We start from the raw sequence: 18,948 nt of genomic DNA on the forward strand, positions 1-18,948 counted from the left end.
GCGATCTGGACACGGCCTATGTGCTGCGGGGCGCCCAGATCATGGCCTGTGACGGGGCGCGGCGGCTGGCGGTGGAAACGCTACTGGCCGAACGGGCGATGCAGGATGCGCAATACGGCCTGAAACGATCTGGCGACTGACGCCCTGCAGAAACGACTCGGCAACTTCTGCCGCCTCAGGTGCAGGTTTGCCGGGTCGTTTCACAAAACGCCGAGATAAGTTCAATGAAATCAGTAACAGCGTCGGGTTGGCGCCCCGTTTCTGACTGGCCCCGCCCTTGCTCTTAGAGAGACCGAGCAAAACGCTCCTGGCGCTAAAATGGCGCCGGACATCACACGAAGTGAACAGGAAAGCCAAAATGGCTACGAGCATCAATACGAACTACGGCGCAGCTGTCGCCCTGCAAAACCTCAATGCGACCAACGCCATGTTGGAGCGCACGCAAAACCGTGTGAACACGGGACTGAAAGTCGCGACCGCCAAGGATAGCGGCGCAATCTTCGCCATCGCCACGACGCAGCGCGCCAACATGGGCGCCATGGACGCCGTGAAGAATTCGCTTCAGCGCGGACAATCGATCGTCGACGTGGCCCTGGCGGCCGGCGACACGGTCACCACTGCGCTGGAAGAAATGAAGTCTCTGGCCGTGTCCATCCAATCGTCGACGGGCGCCGCCCAGACGTCTTATCTGGATGAATTCAAGGCTATGGGCGCCGAGATCACCGCCGCACTGGCAGGCGCCGCCTTCGACGGCGTCAACCTGTGGACCGCCGCGACGCCGACGAACCTGATCAAGGATGTCGCAGGCGGCACGACCGCCATCGGCTTCACCGCTGCGGGTGGCAAGGCCGCCGACACGGACATCACCACCATCACCAACCAGTCGATCGCCGCCACGGCCGCTACCGTCGCCGCTGTCGATGCCGCCATCGCCGAAGTCACCGCTTCCTTGTCGACCCTGGGCACCCAGTCCAAGTCGGTCGGTCGTCAACTGACCTTCGTCGGCAAGCTGCAGGACGCCACCGAAGCCGGCATCGGCAACCTGGTTGACGCCGACCTGGCCAAGGAAAGCGCCAAGCTGACCGCCTTGCAGACCAAGCAACAGTTGGGCGTGCAGGCGCTGTCGATCGCCAACTCGTCCAGCCAGATCCTGCTGAGCCTGTTCCGTAACTAAGGCGAGGGATCCCGTCTCGTCAGTTCGCACCCGGGCGCATCTTCACGCCGTCCGCCTCATCCAACTTGAAGCAAGCCCGGCAGTTCTTGCCGGGTAAGCGACCCCGCACGGCAAGAACTGCCGGGCGGAAAGGAGGGTAAATCAATAGTAAATACATGAAATCAGATAGTTACCCTGATAATTGTTCGGGCTGACTGGCCCGGCAATTGCTTCTTACCCACTGAGCAAAAAGCTCCTGTCGCCAAAACGGCGACAGCCCTCACGAAGTGAAAAGGACCGGCCAAAATGGCTTCTATCAATACGAACTACGGCGCCGCCATCGCGCTGCAAAACCTGAACAAGACCAACTCGGAGCTGGAGCGGACGCAAAACCGCATCAACACCGGCATGAAGGTCTCGACCGCCAAGGACAGCGGGGCGATCTTCTCGATCGCCACGGCCCAACGCGCCAACGCCGCTTCGCAAGACGCGGTTCGTTCCACCCTCCAACGTACGCAATCGATCACCGACGTGGCTCTGGCCGCCGGCGACACCATCACGACCGCTCTGGAAGAGATGAAGTCCCTGGCCGTCTCGATCCAGTCGTCGGCTGCCGGTTCCAGCGCCGAGACCTCCTATCTGGCCGAATACAATGCGCTGGGTCTGGAAATCACCGCTGCGGTCTCCGGCGCCTCATTCGATGGCGTCAACAGCCTGACGACGCCCCTGGGCGTGGCCGGCCTGACCGATGTCAGCGGCGGCGGCAAGGCCCGTGCGGCCGCCACCACCGCCAATGTCGACACCGCCATCGCCACCGTCACCGGCGCCCTGTCGACCCTGGGCACCCAGTCCAAGTCGCTGGGTCGTCAGATCACCTTCGTCAACAAGCTTCAGGACGCTCTTGAAGCCGGCGTGGGCAATCTGGTGGACGCCGATCTGGCCAAGGAAAGCGCCAAGCTGACCGCCCTGCAAACCAAGCAACAGCTGGGTGTGCAGGCGCTGTCGATCGCCAACTCATCCAGCCAAGTGCTGTTGAGCCTGTTCCGCTAAGGGCCGGGAAGGGGGTCGCCTAGGCGGTTCCCCTTTCATGGCTTTCAGTAACGGCCGGCGGTTCCTGACCGTCGTCCATCCCCGAGCAAAACGCTCACGTCGCCCGATCACGGCGACGATCACGAAGTGAGTAAGGAACGCCCCCATGGCGAGTATCAACACCAACTACGGCGCCGCCATCGCGCTGCAAAACCTGAACAAGACCAACTCGGAGCTGGAGCGGACGCAAAACCGCATCAACACCGGCATGAAGGTCTCGACCGCCAAGGACAGCGGGGCGATCTTCTCGATCGCCACGTCGCAACGGGCCAATGCTTCGGCCCAGGACGCCGTTCGCACTTCGCTGCAACGCGGTCAGTCCATCGTCGATGTGGCCCTGGCCGCCGGCGACACCATCACCTCCGCCCTGGAAGAGATGAAGTCCCTGGCCGTCAGCATCGCCTCCTCGACAGGTGCAGCCAAGACCTCCTACGAGTCGGAGTTCACCGCCCTCGGCAAGGAAATCAAATCTGCTCTGGACGGCGCCAGCTTCGACGGCGTCAACCTGCTGACCACCGCGTCCACGGGCGCCACCGAGGTCAAGGTCCAGACGGGTACGGGCGCTGCCGACACCAAGACCGTCGGCACCACGGCGGCGTTGAGTGCGAACACGGACCTGGCCAAGTTCACCGCGGCCACCCCTGCGGTCGCCGACTTCACTGTCGCCAACGTGGATCTGGTCATCTCGGCCGTGACCACGGCCATGTCCACCATCGGCACCCAGTCCAAGTCGATCGGTCGTAGCGTCACCTTCGTCAACAAGCTCCAGGACTCCCTGGAAGCCGGCGTGGGCAACCTGGTCGATGCCGATCTGGCCAAGGAAAGCGCCAAGCTGAGCGCCCTGCAGACCAAGCAACAACTGGGCGTGCAGGCGCTGTCGATCGCCAACTCCTCCAGCCAGGTGCTGCTGAGCCTCTTCCGCTAAGGCCCGGAGGGCGCGGGTCGCTTCGGCGGCGCGCGCCCAAGGTCTTGAACCGGCGTCGGTCTCCGACCGTCGCCATCGCCTGAGCAAAACGCTCCCGCCGCCAAAATGGCGTCGGCCATCACGAAGTGAAGAAGGACAGCCAAAATGGCTTCGATCAATACGAACTACGGCGCCGCCATCGCGCTGCAAAACCTGAACAAGACCAACTCGGAGCTGGAGCGGACGCAAAACCGCATCAACACCGGCATGAAGGTCTCGTCGGCCAAGGACAGCGGGGCGATCTTCTCGATCGCCACGTCACAACGGGCCAACGCCGCCTCGCAAGACGCGGTTCGCTCCGGCCTGCAACGCACGCAATCGATCACCGACGTGGCTCTGGCCGCCGGCGACACCGTCACGACCGCTTTGGAAGAGATGAAGTCTCTGGCAGTCAGCATCGCATCGTCGACCGGTGCTGCGCAGACTTCCTACCTGGCGGAATACAATGCGCTGGGCACAGAAATCTCCGGCGCGATTTCGGGCGCGAGCTTCGATGGCGTCAACAGCCTGACGACGCTGGGTGCGAATGCGGCGATCACCGCCGTGAACACTGGCTCCGTCACCGCCGCCAACGCCACGACCGCCAACGTCGATGCGGCCATCACGGCCACGACCGGCGCCCTGGCCACCTTGGGCACCCAGTCCAAGTCGCTGGGTCGTCAGATCACCTTCGTCAACAAGCTTCAGGACGCTCTTGAAGCCGGCGTGGGCAATCTGGTGGACGCCGACCTGGCCAAGGAAAGCGCCAAGCTGACCGCCCTGCAAACCAAGCAACAGCTGGGTGTGCAGGCGCTGTCGATCGCCAACTCGTCGAGCCAGGTTCTGCTCGGCCTGTTCCGCTAAGGCCCGGAGATCCGGTCGCCCCGGCGGCCGGATCGCAGGTCTCGACCCCGAGCAAAATGCTCCCGTCATCAAAACGACGACGGCCATCACGAAGTGAAGAAGGACAGCCAAAATGGCTTCGATCAATACGAACTACGGCGCCGCTATCGCGCTGCAAAATCTGAACAAGACCAACTCGGAGCTGGAGCGGACGCAAAACCGCATCAACACCGGCATGAAGGTCTCGTCGGCCAAGGACAGCGGGGCGATCTTCTCGATCGCCACGTCGCAACGGTCCAACGCTTCGGCCCAGGACGCCGTTCGCACTTCGCTGCAACGCGGTCAGTCCATCGTCGATGTGGCCCTGGCCGCCGGCGACACCATCACGACGGCCCTGGAAGAGCAAAAGTCCCTGGCCGTCAGCATCGCGTCTTCCACGGGCACGGCTCAGGCGTCGTATCTGGCGGAATACAATGCGCTGGGCACTGAAATCTCCAGCGCCCTGGGCGGCGCCACCTTCGACGGGGTCAACCTGTTCAAAGCCAACGCCGCGGCCATCACCGTGCAGACCGGCACATCGTCGACCTCCACGTTGAAGGCCATCGCAGCCACCGATACAGCGGTCGCGACCACGGCGACGGCTGCGGCCGGCGATGCGGCCACCCTGGTCGCCACCGTCGATAGCGCCATCTCGGCCTTCTCGGCGGTCCTGTCCGACTTCGGCACCAAGTCCAAGTCGGTGGGACGCAGCATCACCTTCGCCAACAAGCTTCAGGACGCTCTTGAAGCCGGCGTGGGCAATCTGGTGGACGCCGACCTGGCCAAGGAAAGCGCCAAGCTGACCGCCCTGCAAACCAAGCAACAGCTGGGTGTGCAGGCGCTGTCGATCGCCAACTCGTCGAGCCAGGTTCTGCTCGGCCTGTTCCGCTAAGCGAGCGGCCGGAGCGGTTTTTCGACCGCTCCGGCTGACCGTTCAATCCTCAAGGGAGCGTGGGCCGACCCGCGCATGGAGCCATGACAGACAATGTCGCGAGATTAGTAAGCGTACCTCAGCCACCCGCCGCCGACGCCGTTTCGCCCAATTCGGCCTTGCCTGAGCCGACGCATCGGAACGACAACGACGACGCCAGCCGTTATCGCCTGACCATCGAGGCGATCGGGGACAATCGTTTCGTCTACAAGGTCCTGGACCGCGTGACGGGTGAAGTGATCCGTCAGTTGCCGCGCGAGGATGTCGAGAAACTGCACAGCGATCCGACCTATCGTGGAGGAAGGGTGGTCGACACCGCGGTCTGACGGCCGTCTGTCGGTTCTGGTATCGTTAACGCCGCCGGCTCGCCGGGCGGCGGATTTATGGTTTCTGGCGCGTTAACCCTCCGCTCACGACTCATGGTTAATACTGACGGGAACAGAACGTCCGGGGCTTGAAGCCATGACCACCAGCATCCACACCAATACCTCGGCGATGATCGCCCTGCAGAATCTGAACAGGACCAACGAACAGTTGGCTTCGACGCAGAGCCGGGTGAACACGGGCCTGAAGGTCCAGGGCGCCAGAGACAACGCCGCAGTCTGGGCCGTCGCCCAGGGACAGCGCGCCGATCGCGGCTCGCTGGAAGCGGTGGCCACCAGTTTGAACCGCGCCACATCCATCGCAGACGTGACACTGGCGGCGGGGCAGCAGATTTCGGACCTGCTGATCGAGCTGAAGGGCAAGGCCACCGCCGCTTCCGACGAAAGCGCCACCCTGGCGATGCGGACGTCGTACAACGACGAGTTCCAGTCGCTGTTGAAGTCGATCCAGTCGTTCGCGGACAACGCGATCTTCGACGGTTCGAACATTCTGGACGGCTCGGCCACCGCCGGCATCAACTTCCTGGCCAGCGCCGACGGCGCCGAGACCATCACCCTGAACCGTCAGAACCTGACGCTGGCGGGCCTGGGCCTGGCGGCCTCCACCACTCCGGTTGCAGCGGCGCCGGACCTCCTGACCAAGGCCAAGGCCGACGACGCCCTGACGCGGATCAACACCGCCATCTCCACAAGCACGGCGCGGCTGGCCGAACTGGGCGCCCAGTCCAAGCAGATCGAACGCCACACCACCTATGTCGGCAAGCTGTCCGACGCGCTGGAAGCCGGCATCGGCAATCTGGTGGACGCGGACCTGGCCAAGGAAAGCGCGCGCCTTCAGGCCCTGCAGGTTCAGCAGCAGCTGGGCGTCCAGGCCCTGTCGATCGCCAACCAGGCGCCGCAGGTCATACTGTCCCTGTTTAAGGGCTAACCGCGCCGCTTAACGGTTCGTTATCGGGCGCCGCCGCACGATAGGGGTGGAGCCGTCTGAATGATCAACAACAGCTATTTGCTGGGTCTTTACGGGGCGTCGACGGACTCGTCGTCGCTGACCGGAGCCACCACGTCCGCCGCCGCCAAGAAGAAGACCCAGCCGACGGCGCCGTGGTCCTCGACGACGACCCCGGCCAAGGCCAGCGATCTTGTGCGCGCCGCACTGGCCGGTCGCAAGCTGATCGACGAGAACAATGTCAGCCTGGATCTGGCCGGCACCTCGGGCGACTACCGCAAGATGTTCGCCCTGTATCAGGGCCTGAATACGCTGGGCGCCCTGGCTGACCGGGCCGGGGTCAAGGGGCTGACCGCGTCTGAGTCCACCCAGTTGTCCAAGCGGTTCGGCGAAGGCCTGGCCGACCTGTCCGCCTACCTCGGCGCGGCGAAATTCGAGGACGTTCGCCTGGTCCAGGGCGTGGCCCAGACGGCGGTGAAGAGCACATTCGCGGTCGAGCGCGCGCCGACCACCTTCGTCACCGCGCCCGTCCACGACGGCGCCGCGGCTTCCCCGGTCAAGGCGTTTCAGGGCGACGTGAAGTTCGCCATGACGGTCAAGACCACGGCGGGAACCCGGACGATCAACATGGACCTGTCCGAGATGGGCGCGACCGACCGTTCGATGATGACCGTCGTCGATTATATGAACGGCAAGCTGGAGGCCGCGGGCGTCTCCGCACGCATCAGCAACCAGTTGATCCCCGCCGAACCCCGCACGATCAAGAGCGGCGCAAAGACCATCACCCTGCCGGCCGGGCCGGACAAATGGGCGCTGAAGGTGACGGGCGGGACCGGCGAGGCGATCAGCTTCCAGGCCGTCGATACCTCCGACGCCGTCTATGTGACGCAAGGGGTCGGCAAGACCGGCGCGGGTCAGTTGCTGAAATTCCAGGCCGATGGCGGCGCCGCCCCCGCCGCCCAGCAGGGCGTGGACGATCCGTTCTGGGTCGAGGGCAGGGTGGGTCAGACCGACCTGCCCGACGGCGTCGCCGCCGTGAAGGCCAGCGCCGTGGCGCCCGACGGCTCCGTCTGGGTTGTCGCCGAACTGACGGCGGGCGACGCCAATCAGCCGATCAAGGGCGCGCGCGACGTGGCCCTGGTGAAATACGATTCCGCCGGCAACCTGATGCAGACCAAGCTGCTGGGCGCGGCGTCCAGCGCCAACGGCTTCTCCATCGCCATCGACGATGACGGACGGGTGGCTCTGGCTGGGTCCGTCACCGGCGCCCTGGAACCGGGCAAGAGCGGCGATAGCCCCGCCGTCGCCGACAGTTTCGTCTCGGTCTTCGACAGTTCAGGCCAGGAGCTGTGGACCCAGCGTCGCGGGGCCAAGGCGGCCGACGAGGCGACCGAGGTTCGGTTCGGCGCCGACGGCATGGTCTATGTCGCCGGTCGCTCGAAATCGGCCATGCCGGGCAATGCGGCCATCGGCGGCTGGGATTCCTATCTTCAAGCGTTCCAGGAAAAGCCGACCAGGATCAATGGCCCGGATGTCGGGGTGAACGTCTCGACGCTTCAGTTCGGCACGGCTGGCGACGACTCGGTCCAGGCCATGACGGTGTCTGGTTCCAATCTCTATACGGCGGGTGTCGAGAACGGGAAGGCGGTCGTGCGTCGCTTCACCCTGAACGCCGACGGCGCGCCGACCCTGGCCTCGACCCGCGACCTCGGTTTCGCCAGCGGCGCCATCGCCGGCATTTCGGTCGAGAACGGCAAGGTCGTCGTCACCGGCCAGACCGAGAATGCGGCCCTGGATATCGGCACGGTCACCAACGCCCACGCGGGCGGCAGCGACGTCTTCGTCGCCACGCTGTCGGAGGATCTTCAGGCGTCCGGCGACGACCGCCTGACCTATTTCGGCGGGGCGGGCGCGGACACGGCCGCCGATGTCGCGATCAAGGACGGCAAGGTCTGGATCACGGGCACGAACCGCACCGAGGGTGCGGGCAAGGACGACCCGACCTCGGCCTATCTGGCGCGCATCGACCTGGCCACTGGGGCGGTGGAGTCCAACAAGACCTGGCGCGCCGACGGCGACCAGGCCAAGCCGACCAGCCTCAGCCTCGCGGCGGGCGGCGCAAGTGTTCTCGACCGGCTGGGCTTGCCGCAAGGCCAGATCATGCAGGCGGATTCCAAACTTCTGACCGTCGCCACCTCGGCCAGGGTCGGGGATCAGTTCACCATCACGCCCGCCGCCGGCGGCCGCGCCGTCACCGTGACCATCGACGCCAAGGACACGCTGGAATCCCTTGCCAAGAAGATCGGAACCGCGTCTGGCCGACAGCTCGAAGCCAAGGTGATCACGGACCTCAAGGCCAGGCCCGTCGTCCAGCGGCTTGAGATCAAGACGGCCGCCAACAAGGAGGGGGCCATCATCTCCGCCGGCGCTATCGGCAAGGACGCTTTGGGCGCTCTGGGCCTGTCGCCCGGCTTCGTCGGCCCGGTCAAGCCGGACAAGGACGCGACCAAGACCTTCGGCCTGAACCTGTCGAACAAGCTGACCCTGAACGACTCGGCCTCGATCAAGGCGGCCATCGATTCGCTGGCCCAGGCGATGACGGCGGTGCGCTCGTCCTATCGCTCGCTGGCGCCGTCGACGGGCACGATCACCAATACCCAGACCGGCAAGGGTTCGTCGAACGCCTATCAGCAGACGCAGCTGGCCAACTATCAGGCCGCCCTCAACCGCCTCATGGCTTGATCCGTCGTCCTTCGCGGTTGACGCCCGGCGCCCGCTCGGGGTTATTGACCTCCTCATCCGCGAAAGCCCCTTCATGGCCCTTCCGAAAGACAACCGCGTCATCATCGTGGTCGGCGCTGGTCTGGTGATCATCGCCGCCGTCGTGCTGGCCCTGATCTTCACCGGCGGCGGCGACAAGACTCCGGAGGCGCCGCCCGCGTCCAAGGGCGGACTGGTGGTCAATCTGGCCGACGCTCCCTCGCTGGAGCCGACGCGCGAGCTGCGCTGCTTCGTTGATGGTCAGTTTGTCGGCATGGCGACCCTGGCCGTCTGCGCCCAACGCAACGGCCTGGCGACCGACGCCCTGGACGTGGGGCTGGACGCCACGGGCGCCCTGGCCGCTGCGCCCACGGCCGCCTTCGCTCCGCCCCCCGAACTGCCCGCCGTCGAGATGGCCGAGACCACGCCGCCCGCCTATGTCGAGCAGAGCCCGGCGCCGCGCCCCACGCCGGTCGCCAACGGCAGCCCCTGCCTGCGCCACAGCGGATCGGACTGGCGCACCCTGTCGCCGAACATGAGCCTGAACGCCTGCGTCCAGGCCCTATACGCCGGGACCTGTGTCGGACCGGGCGACGCCCAGTACGGCCGCTGGGGCGACACGACGCTGCGTCTGGTGCCGCGCCGGGTGGAACAGTCGGGCGACAATTCTCGTTTCCGGACCCTGGCCGAGCAGGATCGCAACTGCCAATTTCCTGGGATGAACTGATGCGCCTCGTCGTTCTCGCCGCCGTCGCCGGGACCGCCCTGCTGGGGGCCTGCTCGAATGAACCCAAGTATGAGTTCGCCCAAGGCGCCTGCTATTTCGTGGCGACGCCGGACAACGCCCCGCCGCGCCTGCAGAAGATCGCCGACGATCAGCCCCAGCTGGAACAGTGCGCCGCCCGCCTGGAGGAGATGCGTCTGCGCTTCCTGCGCATGGGCGGTTCGAACCAGGAGTTGGCGGGCGCCTATCAGGGTCGGTTCATCTTCATCGACCGCGAGGGGGTCAAGATCGGCAAGAGCCTGACCGGCAGCCGCTTCTTCGCCATGGCCCGCACAGGCGACGGCCGCCTGGCCATCCCCGGCGCCATCCAGCGCGACGAGACGGGGCGCCCCATCGCCATCGCAGCGGACCCCGCCGCGAAGTAAGACTTGCGCGATGTGAACAAAGGTGGAACATTTCATTAATGATCCACCGATTTGGCGGGTCGGATGTCGAAAGCGGCTGGCGGTGACGCGTCGCCCCGGTCAGACATCGGACTGAATTGACGGGGCAGGCGAGGGACTCGTCGCTCCACACGAGAAGGAAGTTTCCATGGCGGGCAGCGTCAACAAGGTCATTCTGGTCGGCAACCTGGGTCGCGACCCCGAAATCCGGTCCATGCCGAACGGCGACCGTATCGCCAACCTGTCGATCGCGACCTCGGAAACTTGGCGCGACAAGTCCTCGGGCGAGCGCAAGGAAAAGACCGAGTGGCACCGCGTCGTCATCTTCAACGACAACATCGTCAAGGTGGTCGAGAACTATGTGAAGAAGGGCTCGACCGTCTATATCGAGGGCGCGCTCCAAACCCGCAAATGGACCGACCAGCAGGGCGTTGAGAAATATTCGACCGAGATCGTGGTCAGCCGCTTCAAGGGTGAACTGACCATGCTGGGCGGCCGCTCGGAAGGCGGATCGCAAGGCGGCGGCTATGCCAGCGGCGGCGGCGGCGGCGGCGGCGGCGGTCGCGGCGACGACGACTATTCCTCGGGCTTCTCCACCGGCGGCGCCAACAAGCCCAGCGGACCCAAGGAAAGCTACGACCTGAACGACGACATTCCGTTCTAAGGGTTCGGCCGTTCTAGGGGTTCGGAAATGGGGCGGGGGCCTTACAGCTATCGTGAGGATCCCGCCGTTCCGGCCTTCATGGACGACCGGCCCCTGGTTCTGTTTGACGGCGATTGCGCGCTCTGCTCCGGTTCTGCGCGCAAGATCCTGAAGCACGACCGGGGCGGGCGTATCCGGCTCGCGCCGACGCAGTCGCCGCTGGGCCGGGCCTTGTTGGTCCACTACGGCGTCGATCCCGACGATCCCTATGCGATGCTGCTGATCCAGGACGGCGTGGCGCGAGTGCGTTCGGACGGCGTTCTGGGCATCGCGGTCCTGCTGCCGCCACCTTATCGTCTGGCGATCCTGGGGCGGATCGTGCCGCGGATCGTCCGCGACACCCTCTATGATTTCATCGCACGCCGTCGCCGCCGCTTTCCCGGCGCGACCTGGTGCGCCACTCCTGCGGCTGGGGTCGATCTGACGGACCGGGTGCTGGAATGAGTAGACGCGTGCTGGTGCTAGGCGCCAACGGCTTCATCGGCTCGCATGTCGCGGCGGCTTTATCGTCTGCGGGCTGGTCCGTGCGCGCTGGCGCGCGCCGCATCGCCGAACCGTCCCGTCGCGCGCCCAGCTTCGTGTGGGTCGTCGCCGACTTCGCCAAGCTGACCACGGCCGAGGCCTGGGCGCCGCTGCTGGCCGGCGTCGATGCGGTGCTGAACTGCGTCGGCGTGCTCCAGAACGGCGCGGGCGACAGCACCCGCGCCGCCCACGTCGACGGCCCGCGCGCCCTGATCGAAGCCTGCGAGGCGGCGGGCGTAAAACGGCTCGTGCATCTTTCAGCCGTCGGGGCGGACGATGACGCCGGCACCGACTACGCTCGGACAAAGGCCGAGACAGAGCGGATGGTCGCCGCCAGCACGCTCGACTGGCTCATCCTGCGGCCGTCGCTGGTGGTGGATCGTGCGGCCTTCGGCGGCACGGGCCTGATCCGCGCGCTGGCGGCCTTTCCGCTGTTCAGCCCGGTGGTGGGCGGCGACCAGACTTTCCGTCCGATCCCGCTGGGCGACCTGTCCGCCGCCGTCGTGGCGGCGCTGAAGCCCGGCGCTCCGTCGCGCCAGTCGTTCGACATGCCTGGGCCTGAACCGGTCAGCATGGCCGAGACGGTGCGTCTGTATCGCGGCTGGATGGGATTGAGCCCGGCGCCGGTCGTTCGCGTGCCGCGCGCTCTGGCCGCGCCCGCACTGGCGATCGGCGACCTCTTGGGTCGGCTGGGCTGGTCCTCGCCGATCCGCACGACGGCGATCAAGCAGATGGATCATGATGTGTCGGGTCAGGACAGCGGCTGGGCCCAGGCATTGGGCGTTACGTCGCGCGGCTTCACCCGGTTTTTGGCCGAGACCCCGGCCTCGGTTCAGGATGTTTGGCACGCGCGGCTGTGGTTCGTGCGGCCGGTCTCCATTGTGACCCTGGGCCTGTTCTGGCTGATCACCGGCCTGATCAGTTTCGGGCCAGGCTGGGACCGCGCCGTCGCCATCCTGCATGAGGGCGGTTACGGCCGCATGGCCGGACCCATCGCCTGGTGGGGCGCGCTGCTGGACGTGGTCCTGGGGCTGATGCTGTTCGTGCGCCCGTGGACGGCACAGGTGGCGATCTTCATGTGCCTGGCCACCGTCGGCTATCTGACGGCCGCGACGCTCAGCCTGCCGCACTTCTGGATCGACCCGCTGGGGCCGTGGCTCAAGGTGCTGCCGATGATGGCCCTGTGCCTGTTCGTGGCGTCGACGGATGCGCGCCGATGAGCCTGTATATCCTGCTTAAGATCGTCCACATCTTGTCCGGCGCCGTGCTGTTCGGGACCGGCGCGGGCATCGCCTTCTTCATGCTGCGCGCCCACTCGACCAAGGATGCGAAGACGGTCGCCGAGGTCGGTCGCATCGTCGTCCTGGCCGATTTTGTCTTCACCGCCACGGCCGTCGTGATCCAGCCGATCAGCGGCCTGGCCCTGATCCACCTGCAGGGTTGGTCCCTGACCAGTTCGTGGCTGCTGGCCGCCTATGGGCTCTATGTCCTGATCGGCTTCTGCTGGCTGCCGGTGGTATGGATCCAGTACCGGATGATGAAGCTGGCCGAACAGGCGGCAGGGCAGGGCGCACCCTTGCCGGCCGCCTATCATCGCCTGTTCCGCTGGTGGTTTGCCCTGGGCTGGCCCGCCTTCGCCGGCGTCCTGGCCATCTACTGGCTGATGGTCGCCAAGCCGGCGTTCTGAGCCGTCACCAGACTGCCTGGTCGAAGTGACGCAGGATTACCTGATCGGCCGTGATCAACTGCGCCCCGTCGGCCATGGCGTTGGCGACGATCAGCCGGTCGAACGGATCGCGCGTCCAGGCGAAGCGGCAGGCGGCGTCCGATACGGCGGCGGTCGAGGCGTCAGATAAGGACAGGTCGAGCCGGTCCTGAAGGTCCGTCAGGAGAAGATCGGCGGTCGGCAGCTTCACCCGTCCGATCTCGATCAGGATTTCGATCTCGACCAACACAAGCGGCGACAGGCAAAGCTCGCGCCCGCGCGCCAATTCCCGCTGCGCACGACGGCTGATCTGCCGCTCCAGACGATAATAGAGCCAGAGGGCGACCTGGGTATCGAGGTGGATCACTTGTCGCCGAAGTCGAACTTGGCGTCCGGATCCCAGGTCCAGTGGCTCTTGTTGGTGTCGATGTCGTCAGGACAGTCGTCGGCGCCTTCGCGAACGCCTTGCGCCATATAGGCGTCCCAGCGCTCCTCCGGCGTGATCTTGCGTTCGACCGCCTCGGCGACCAGCGTCAGCCGCCGTTCGCCGCGCCGGATCACCAGCGGCTCGCCGGTCGCGAGGACGCTGTCGACCAGCCGGAACAGGTCCTTGCGTAGAGCGGTCAGGGTGACTTCGGTCATATGTACATGTTGGTTGTGGAAGACGTACATGTCAATGCAACGCCCGGACATGGCATGTGAAGGGCGCACAGGCCCGCGCCGTGCCATAGGGCAAGTATGACCGACGCCAATCCTGAAGTTGGGCCCGCACCCGCGCCATTTCCTGCAAAGCCCCACGCCCTGACCGGGCTGGAGATCGGCGCCATCGTGGCGATCATCGTCGTGTGGGGCGTCAACAACGCCGGGGCCAAGCTGGCGACCGAGCATCTGTCGCCTCTGCTGGTCGGGGCCATCCGGTTCGGCATCGCCAGCGCCTGTCTGATCGCCTTCGTGCGGCCGCCGTTCCCGGACTGGAAGAGCCTGATGCTGATCGTCATCGTCGGCGGCCCGATCCAGTACGGCCTGGCCTATACCGCCTACTGGCTGGCGACCGACGTCAGCCCGGTGACGGTCGCCAACCAGCTGTGGATACCCTTCACCACCCTGTTCGCCTTCCTGATCCTGGGCGAGCGGCTGTCCAAGGCGGCCCTGGTCGGTATGGGCGTGGCCTTCGTCGGCGTGGCCTGGATGACGCTGGACGCCCATGCCTTGCAGGACTGGAAGGCTATTCTGGTCGCCATCGCTGCCGGCGCAGCCTGGGGCGTGACCACGGTGGTGGCGCGCCGCACGACCTCCATCCCGCCGCTGAAGATGCAGGGCCTGCTGGCGCTGGGCGCCTTTCCGGTCATGGCCTTTGGCTCGGCCGTGTTCGAACACGGGCAATGGGAGGCGGTGAAGACCGCCACGCCCATGGTCTGGGCCTCGCTGCTGTGGGCTGGGATCGTCTCGTCGGTTCTGGCGACGACCCTGCTGTTCTGGCTGGTTCAGCGACGCGAGGCGGGGCGGGTGACGCCCTATCTGCTGGTCACGCCGGTGGTGTCGATGCTGATCGGCTGGGGCTTCATGGGCGACATCCTGACGCCTCAGATCCTGACAGGTTCTGCCATCGCCATGGGTGGGGTGGCGCTGGTTGCTCTTGCTGAACGGGGCTTGCGCGCGGGGGCCGCCAAGGCTTGATCTGTTCCTGACCGTTTCAGGAGACAATCATGCCCCACGCCCCCCTCGACGCCGACCATGTCTCCCGCCGCTGGCTGGGCAAGGCGACGCACGACCTGCCGGCGAACGAAGCCAGCGTGGTCCGCAGCGCCGCCGAACGCCGCCCGATCTCCGAGGATATCAACGAGACCTTCGACGACCGCCAGACCTTCGGCGAGAGGCTGGCGGACCGGGTCGCCGAGTTCGGCGGGTCCTGGACCTTCCTGATCGCCTTTGGTGTGTTCCTCGCGGTCTGGACCGTGCTGAACCTGATCCTGCGGCGCGACGCCTTCGACCCCTATCCCTTCATCTTCCTGAACCTGATGCTGTCGATGATCGCGGCAGCGCAAGCGCCGATCATCATGATGAGCCAGAACCGTCAGGCGCAGAAGGATCGGCTGGACGCCGGCAACGACTATCAGGTCAACCTGAAAGCCGAGATCGAGATCATGGCCTTGCTGGAAAAGGTCGAGCACCTGACCGCACGCCAGGAAGAGCAGACGGAGCTGATCCGTCATCTGCTGGCGCAAAAAGAAGCCCGCTGAACGGCGTTCAGCGGGCCATCTTCAACGTTTAGGGAAGGCTCAGCTCGCGCTGAGCGCCGCGCAGGCGACCCGGTCGCCCGCGCCGCCGATGGGCTGGGTCGAATGGTCGTCGGGGTTGGCGTGGATGATGATGGCCGAGCCGTCGGCGTCCCACAGCCATTGGCCGGGGCCTTCCGAAGAGATGCGGGCGCGAGGGGTGAACAGTTCGGCGTTCATCTTGCCGTCCGCGCCGGCATAGATGTTGGGCAGGTCGCCATCGTCCGGGCCTGCCGCGTTCAGCAGGCCGTGAGGGGCCTTGGGCTCGCCGTGGTTGATGTGAGCGCCGGACGAGGTGAAGGGTGCGGCGCATTCGCCGGTCGCGTGGATGTGGATGCCGTGCCAGCCGGGCGTCAGGCCCGAGGCCTCGATCTTGATTACCAGGCCGGTCGGCCCCTGGCGCAGGTCGACGCGGCCGATGTTGGCGCCCGAGGCGTTGATCAGGATCGCCTGTCCTGTCGCGCCGACAGGGGCGCGCTCGGCGACGGCGCCAGGCGCGTTTCCGGTCGCGGCGCAGGCCGTGGTCAGGGCCAGCGGCGAGGCGATCGCGAGGGCGGCGGCGAGGGTGTGGAGGCGCATAAGGAAAGTCCTTTCAGAGACGGGCTTTCACGGCGACGTCGCTTTGCCACCGAGCCCCTGGAATGCTAGAAATCGTCACAGCGGATCACGTTCCGATTCCGGCCGCATAAAGCCACGCTTCATTGACCGACGACAGCTACGAAAACGCCGCAACTCCAATCAACGGCCGGGGCGGCGGCTCCGACATTTCCACGATCACGATCGAGGACGAACTGAAGCGTTCGTACCTCGACTACGCCATGAGCGTGATCGTCTCGCGCGCGCTTCCCGACGCCCGTGACGGGCTGAAGCCGGTTCACCGTCGCATCCTGTATTCGATGCACGACCTGAACATGACGCCTGAGCGAAGCTATTCGAAGTGCGCCCGCGTGGTCGGCGATGTGCTGGGCCGGTTCCACCCCCACGGCGACGCCTCGGTCTATATGGCGTTGGTTCGCATGGCCCAGCCCTTCTCGATGGGGCTGATGCTGGTCGATGGCCAGGGCAACTTCGGCTCGGTCGACGGCGATATGCCTGCCTCGATGCGTTACACCGAGGCCAAGATGGCCCCGGCGGCCGTCGCGCTGATGGCGGACATCGACAAGGACACCGTCGATTTCCAGCCCAACTACGACGAGAAGGAGCTGGAGCCGGTCGTCCTGCCCGCCCGGATCCCGAACCTGTTGGTCAACGGCGCAGGCGGCATCGCCGTCGGCATGGCGACCAATATCCCGCCGCATAACCTGGGCGAGGTCGTCGATGCGGCTCTGGCCCTGCTGGACGATCCCAACGTCACCGACGACGCCCTGCTGGACATCGTGCCCGGTCCCGACTTCCCGACCGGCGGCGAGATCATGGGCCGCACGGCGCCGCGCAATGCGCTGCGCGACGGTCGCGGCTCAGTCATCGTGCGCGGTCGCGCCTCTGTCGAGGAAATCCGAAAGGATCGCGAGGCCATCGTCGTCACGGAGCTGCCGTTCCAGGTCAACAAACAGACCCTGATCGAGCGTATCGCCGAAATGGTGCGCGAAAAGCGTCTGGAAGGCATCTCAGACGTCCGCGACGAATCCGACCGCCAGGGCATGCGGATCGTCATCGAGCTGAAGCGCGACGCCTCGGGCGACGTGATCCTGAACCAGCTGTGGCGCTATACCGCGATGCAGAGCTCGTTCGGCGTCAACATGCTGGCGCTGAACCACGGCCGGCCCGAGCAGATGGGTCTGCGCGACCTGTTGCAGATCTTCCTCGACTTCCGTGAGGAAGTCGTCGTCCGCCGCGTCAAGTTCGAGCTGAACAAGGCCCGTGACCGCGGCCACGTCCTGGTCGGTCTCGCCGTCGCCGTCGCCAATATCGACGAGGTCATCCACATTATCCGCTCCTCGGCCGATCCGACCGAGGCGCGCGAGCGGTTGCAGGCCAAGTCCTGGCCCGTCGGCGACATGATGGCGCTGATCGAACTGATCGCCGACCCCCGCTCGGTCATCGTCGAGGATGACAAGATTCGCCTGACCGACGAACAGGCGCGCGCTATCCTGGCCCTGACTCTGTCGCGTCTGACCGGCCTGGGCCGTGACGACATCTTCGGAGAGGCGCGCGGCCTGGCCGATACGATTCAGGGCCACCTGACCATCCTGTCGGACCGCAAGAACGTCCTGGCCATCATTCGCGACGACCTGATCGCGGTGAAGGATCAGTTCGCCACGCCCCGCCGCACGCTCATTGGGGAAGGCGACGGCGAGATGGAGGACGAGGACCTGATCCCGCGCGAGGACATGGTCGTCACCGTCACCCATGGCGGCTACGTCAAGCGCGTCGCCCTGAACGCCTATCGGACCCAGCATCGCGGCGGCAAGGGCAAGTCCGGGATGACGATGAAGGACGAGGACGCCATCACCGGCGTCTTCTCGGCCTCGACCCACACCCCGGTCCTGTTCTTCGCCACCAACGGCAAGGCCTACAAGCTGAAGACCTGGCGTCTGCCGCTGGGCAATCCGACCTCGCGCGGCAAGGCCTTCGTCAACCTGCTGCCCATCGAGCCGGGCGACAGCATCATGAACGTCCTGCCCCTGCCCGAGGACGAGACGACCTGGGGCGACTACGACATCATGTTCGCCACCCAGGCGGGCGACGTGCGCCGCAACAAGCTGTCGGACTTCGCCACGGTCAACCGCGCCGGCAAGATCGCGATGAAGCTGGAAGGCGAGGACCGGATGGTCGGCGTCGGCCTGTGCACCGCCGACGACGACATCCTGCTGACCACGGCCATGGGCCGCGCGATCCGGTTCAAGGCCGACGACGTGCGCGTGTTCAAGGGCCGGGATTCGACCGGCGTCCGGGGCGTTCGCCTGCAAGACGGCGACGAAGTCATCTCCATGGCCATCCTGAGCCGCGTCGATGCGACACCGGAGGAACGTTCGGCCTACGTCAAACACGCCAACGCCGCACGGAAAGCCCTGTTGGGGGCTGATGCGGAAGAGGATGCTGCGGTTCCCGCCGAGGCTGAAGACGATGTTGCTGATGCGCCGATCTCGCTTGAGCGGATCGCCCAACTGGGCGCCGCCGAACAGTTCATCCTGACGGTCACCGAGACCGGCTTCGGCAAGCGATCCTCGGCCTACGAGTATCGTCGCACGGGTCGCGGCGGTCAGGGCCTGACGGCCCACGGCCTGGGCGGTCGCGCGGGCACACGCCTGGCGGCGGCCTTCCCGGTCGAGGAAACCGACGACCTGCTGCTGGTCACCTCGGGCGGTCAGATGATCCGCACCCGCATCGACCAGGTCCGCATCGTCGGCCGCTCCAGCCAGGGCGTCACCATCTTCCGCACCGGCAAGGACGAAAAGGTCGTCTCGGTCGAACGCCTGCCCGACAGTGGCGGGTCGGATGACGTGGATGTCGCAGACGAGGGCGGCGAGACTGAAGCCTGAGACCAA

General features: G+C 65.8%; 20 protein-coding genes. 17 read left to right on the top strand and 3 right to left on the bottom strand.

Annotated features, from left to right (window positions below; all coding sequences use genetic code 11):
• Positions 1 to 358: 358 nt before the first annotated feature.
• The 14 genes from WC597_RS08005 (at position 359) to WC597_RS08070 (ending at position 13,166) form a co-directional block, all read left to right on the top strand.
• The gene (locus WC597_RS08005; protein ID WP_372692831.1) at positions 359 to 1,174 is read left to right on the top strand and encodes a flagellin; all 816 of its coding nucleotides are present in this window, start codon (positions 359 to 361) and stop codon (positions 1,172 to 1,174) included.
• 285 nt (positions 1,175 to 1,459) lie between these two features.
• Positions 1,460 to 2,203: a flagellin gene (locus WC597_RS08010; protein WP_372692832.1), complete on the top strand. Its 744-nt coding sequence runs from the start codon at positions 1,460 to 1,462 to the stop codon at positions 2,201 to 2,203.
• 145 nt (positions 2,204 to 2,348) lie between these two features.
• Complete coding sequence (locus WC597_RS08015) at positions 2,349 to 3,167, top strand: flagellin (RefSeq protein ID WP_372692833.1); 819 nt, start codon at positions 2,349 to 2,351, stop codon at positions 3,165 to 3,167.
• A 144-nt stretch (positions 3,168 to 3,311) separates the two neighbouring features.
• Positions 3,312 to 4,049, top strand: a complete 738-nt coding sequence (locus tag WC597_RS08020) for a flagellin (RefSeq protein WP_372692834.1) — start codon at positions 3,312 to 3,314, stop codon at positions 4,047 to 4,049.
• A 112-nt stretch (positions 4,050 to 4,161) separates the two neighbouring features.
• Positions 4,162 to 4,959: a flagellin gene (locus WC597_RS08025; protein ID WP_372692835.1), complete on the top strand. Its 798-nt coding sequence runs from the start codon at positions 4,162 to 4,164 to the stop codon at positions 4,957 to 4,959.
• A gap of 83 nt (positions 4,960 to 5,042) precedes the next feature.
• Positions 5,043 to 5,324, top strand: a complete 282-nt coding sequence (locus WC597_RS08030) for a hypothetical protein (protein ID WP_372692836.1) — start codon at positions 5,043 to 5,045, stop codon at positions 5,322 to 5,324.
• 136 nt (positions 5,325 to 5,460) lie between these two features.
• Complete coding sequence (locus WC597_RS08035) at positions 5,461 to 6,309, top strand: flagellin (protein ID WP_372692837.1); 849 nt, start codon at positions 5,461 to 5,463, stop codon at positions 6,307 to 6,309.
• A 60-nt stretch (positions 6,310 to 6,369) separates the two neighbouring features.
• Positions 6,370 to 9,069, top strand: a complete 2,700-nt coding sequence (locus WC597_RS08040) for a transcriptional regulator (protein ID WP_372692838.1) — start codon at positions 6,370 to 6,372, stop codon at positions 9,067 to 9,069.
• Between the two features lie 73 nt (positions 9,070 to 9,142).
• Complete coding sequence (locus WC597_RS08045) at positions 9,143 to 9,814, top strand: hypothetical protein (protein WP_372692839.1); 672 nt, start codon at positions 9,143 to 9,145, stop codon at positions 9,812 to 9,814.
• Positions 9,814 to 10,236, top strand: a complete 423-nt coding sequence (locus WC597_RS08050; RefSeq protein WP_372692840.1) for a hypothetical protein — start codon at positions 9,814 to 9,816, stop codon at positions 10,234 to 10,236. Before WC597_RS08045 ends, WC597_RS08050 begins: the two co-directional genes overlap by 1 nt.
• A gap of 166 nt (positions 10,237 to 10,402) precedes the next feature.
• The gene (gene ssb, locus WC597_RS08055; RefSeq protein WP_372692841.1) at positions 10,403 to 10,918 is read left to right on the top strand and encodes a single-stranded DNA-binding protein; all 516 of its coding nucleotides are present in this window, start codon (positions 10,403 to 10,405) and stop codon (positions 10,916 to 10,918) included.
• A 27-nt stretch (positions 10,919 to 10,945) separates the two neighbouring features.
• A complete protein-coding gene (locus tag WC597_RS08060) occupies positions 10,946 to 11,401 on the top strand; it encodes a thiol-disulfide oxidoreductase DCC family protein (RefSeq protein ID WP_372692842.1) in 456 nt (151 codons plus the stop codon).
• Positions 11,398 to 12,699 carry an SDR family oxidoreductase gene (locus WC597_RS08065; RefSeq protein WP_372692843.1) on the top strand — a complete coding sequence of 434 codons (1,302 nt, stop codon included), beginning with the start codon at positions 11,398 to 11,400 and terminating at the stop codon, positions 12,697 to 12,699. Before WC597_RS08060 ends, WC597_RS08065 begins: the two co-directional genes overlap by 4 nt.
• Positions 12,696 to 13,166: a DUF2269 family protein gene (locus WC597_RS08070; protein ID WP_372692844.1), complete on the top strand. Its 471-nt coding sequence runs from the start codon at positions 12,696 to 12,698 to the stop codon at positions 13,164 to 13,166. The genes WC597_RS08065 and WC597_RS08070 overlap by 4 nt, the downstream gene beginning before the upstream one ends.
• A gap of 4 nt (positions 13,167 to 13,170) precedes the next feature.
• Here the strand turns inward: WC597_RS08070 and WC597_RS08075 are convergent, their stop codons facing one another.
• The gene (locus tag WC597_RS08075; RefSeq protein WP_372692845.1) at positions 13,171 to 13,551 is read right to left on the bottom strand and encodes a type II toxin-antitoxin system VapC family toxin; all 381 of its coding nucleotides are present in this window, start codon (positions 13,549 to 13,551) and stop codon (positions 13,171 to 13,173) included.
• Positions 13,548 to 13,826 carry a hypothetical protein gene (locus tag WC597_RS08080; RefSeq protein ID WP_372692846.1) on the bottom strand — a complete coding sequence of 93 codons (279 nt, stop codon included), beginning with the start codon at positions 13,824 to 13,826 and terminating at the stop codon, positions 13,548 to 13,550. Before WC597_RS08080 ends, WC597_RS08075 begins: the two co-directional genes overlap by 4 nt.
• Positions 13,827 to 13,922: 96 nt before the next feature.
• Between WC597_RS08080 and WC597_RS08085 the strand changes: the two genes are divergently transcribed.
• Positions 13,923 to 14,861 carry a DMT family transporter gene (locus tag WC597_RS08085; protein WP_372692847.1) on the top strand — a complete coding sequence of 313 codons (939 nt, stop codon included), beginning with the start codon at positions 13,923 to 13,925 and terminating at the stop codon, positions 14,859 to 14,861.
• Positions 14,862 to 14,890: 29 nt separating this feature from the next.
• Positions 14,891 to 15,424, top strand: a complete 534-nt coding sequence (locus WC597_RS08090) for a DUF1003 domain-containing protein (RefSeq protein WP_372692848.1) — start codon at positions 14,891 to 14,893, stop codon at positions 15,422 to 15,424.
• A 39-nt stretch (positions 15,425 to 15,463) separates the two neighbouring features.
• Here WC597_RS08090 and WC597_RS08095 read toward each other — a convergent pair whose 3' ends face one another.
• Positions 15,464 to 16,039 (bottom strand): superoxide dismutase family protein, encoded by a 576-nt coding sequence (locus WC597_RS08095; RefSeq protein WP_372692849.1) that lies wholly within the window; start codon positions 16,037 to 16,039, stop codon positions 15,464 to 15,466.
• A 122-nt stretch (positions 16,040 to 16,161) separates the two neighbouring features.
• On the opposite strand from WC597_RS08095, the gene gyrA reads away from it, so the two are divergent.
• On the top strand, positions 16,162 to 18,942 hold the full coding sequence (gene gyrA / locus WC597_RS08100; protein WP_372692850.1) for a DNA gyrase subunit A: 2,781 nt from the start codon (positions 16,162 to 16,164) through the stop codon (positions 18,940 to 18,942).
• The last annotated feature ends 6 nt before the right edge of the window (positions 18,943 to 18,948 follow it).

Origin of the sequence: Brevundimonas sp., from assembly GCF_041648115.1 — a bacterium.
Taxonomy (GTDB): domain Bacteria; phylum Pseudomonadota; class Alphaproteobacteria; order Caulobacterales; family Caulobacteraceae; genus Brevundimonas.

What these genes read in the sequence shown, in the direction of transcription:
- WC597_RS08005 (WP_372692831.1), top strand. Translation starts at nt 359, where the DNA reads ATGGCTACGAGCATCAATACGAACTACGGCGCAGCTGTCGCCCTGCAA.
- WC597_RS08010 (WP_372692832.1), top strand. Translation starts at nt 1,460, where the DNA reads ATGGCTTCTATCAATACGAACTACGGCGCCGCCATCGCGCTGCAAAAC.
- WC597_RS08015 (WP_372692833.1), top strand. Translation starts at nt 2,349, where the DNA reads ATGGCGAGTATCAACACCAACTACGGCGCCGCCATCGCGCTGCAAAAC.
- WC597_RS08020 (WP_372692834.1), top strand. Translation starts at nt 3,312, where the DNA reads ATGGCTTCGATCAATACGAACTACGGCGCCGCCATCGCGCTGCAAAAC.
- WC597_RS08025 (WP_372692835.1), top strand. Translation starts at nt 4,162, where the DNA reads ATGGCTTCGATCAATACGAACTACGGCGCCGCTATCGCGCTGCAAAAT.
- WC597_RS08030 (WP_372692836.1), top strand. Translation starts at nt 5,043, where the DNA reads ATGACAGACAATGTCGCGAGATTAGTAAGCGTACCTCAGCCACCCGCC.
- WC597_RS08035 (WP_372692837.1), top strand. Translation starts at nt 5,461, where the DNA reads ATGACCACCAGCATCCACACCAATACCTCGGCGATGATCGCCCTGCAG.
- WC597_RS08040 (WP_372692838.1), top strand. Translation starts at nt 6,370, where the DNA reads ATGATCAACAACAGCTATTTGCTGGGTCTTTACGGGGCGTCGACGGAC.
- WC597_RS08045 (WP_372692839.1), top strand. Translation starts at nt 9,143, where the DNA reads ATGGCCCTTCCGAAAGACAACCGCGTCATCATCGTGGTCGGCGCTGGT.
- WC597_RS08050 (WP_372692840.1), top strand. Translation starts at nt 9,814, where the DNA reads ATGCGCCTCGTCGTTCTCGCCGCCGTCGCCGGGACCGCCCTGCTGGGG.
- ssb (WP_372692841.1), top strand. Translation starts at nt 10,403, where the DNA reads ATGGCGGGCAGCGTCAACAAGGTCATTCTGGTCGGCAACCTGGGTCGC.
- WC597_RS08060 (WP_372692842.1), top strand. Translation starts at nt 10,946, where the DNA reads ATGGGGCGGGGGCCTTACAGCTATCGTGAGGATCCCGCCGTTCCGGCC.
- WC597_RS08065 (WP_372692843.1), top strand. Translation starts at nt 11,398, where the DNA reads ATGAGTAGACGCGTGCTGGTGCTAGGCGCCAACGGCTTCATCGGCTCG.
- WC597_RS08070 (WP_372692844.1), top strand. Translation starts at nt 12,696, where the DNA reads ATGAGCCTGTATATCCTGCTTAAGATCGTCCACATCTTGTCCGGCGCC.
- WC597_RS08080 (WP_372692846.1), bottom strand. Translation starts at nt 13,826, where the DNA reads ATGACCGAAGTCACCCTGACCGCTCTACGCAAGGACCTGTTCCGGCTG.
- WC597_RS08085 (WP_372692847.1), top strand. Translation starts at nt 13,923, where the DNA reads ATGACCGACGCCAATCCTGAAGTTGGGCCCGCACCCGCGCCATTTCCT.
- WC597_RS08090 (WP_372692848.1), top strand. Translation starts at nt 14,891, where the DNA reads ATGCCCCACGCCCCCCTCGACGCCGACCATGTCTCCCGCCGCTGGCTG.
- WC597_RS08095 (WP_372692849.1), bottom strand. Translation starts at nt 16,039, where the DNA reads ATGCGCCTCCACACCCTCGCCGCCGCCCTCGCGATCGCCTCGCCGCTG.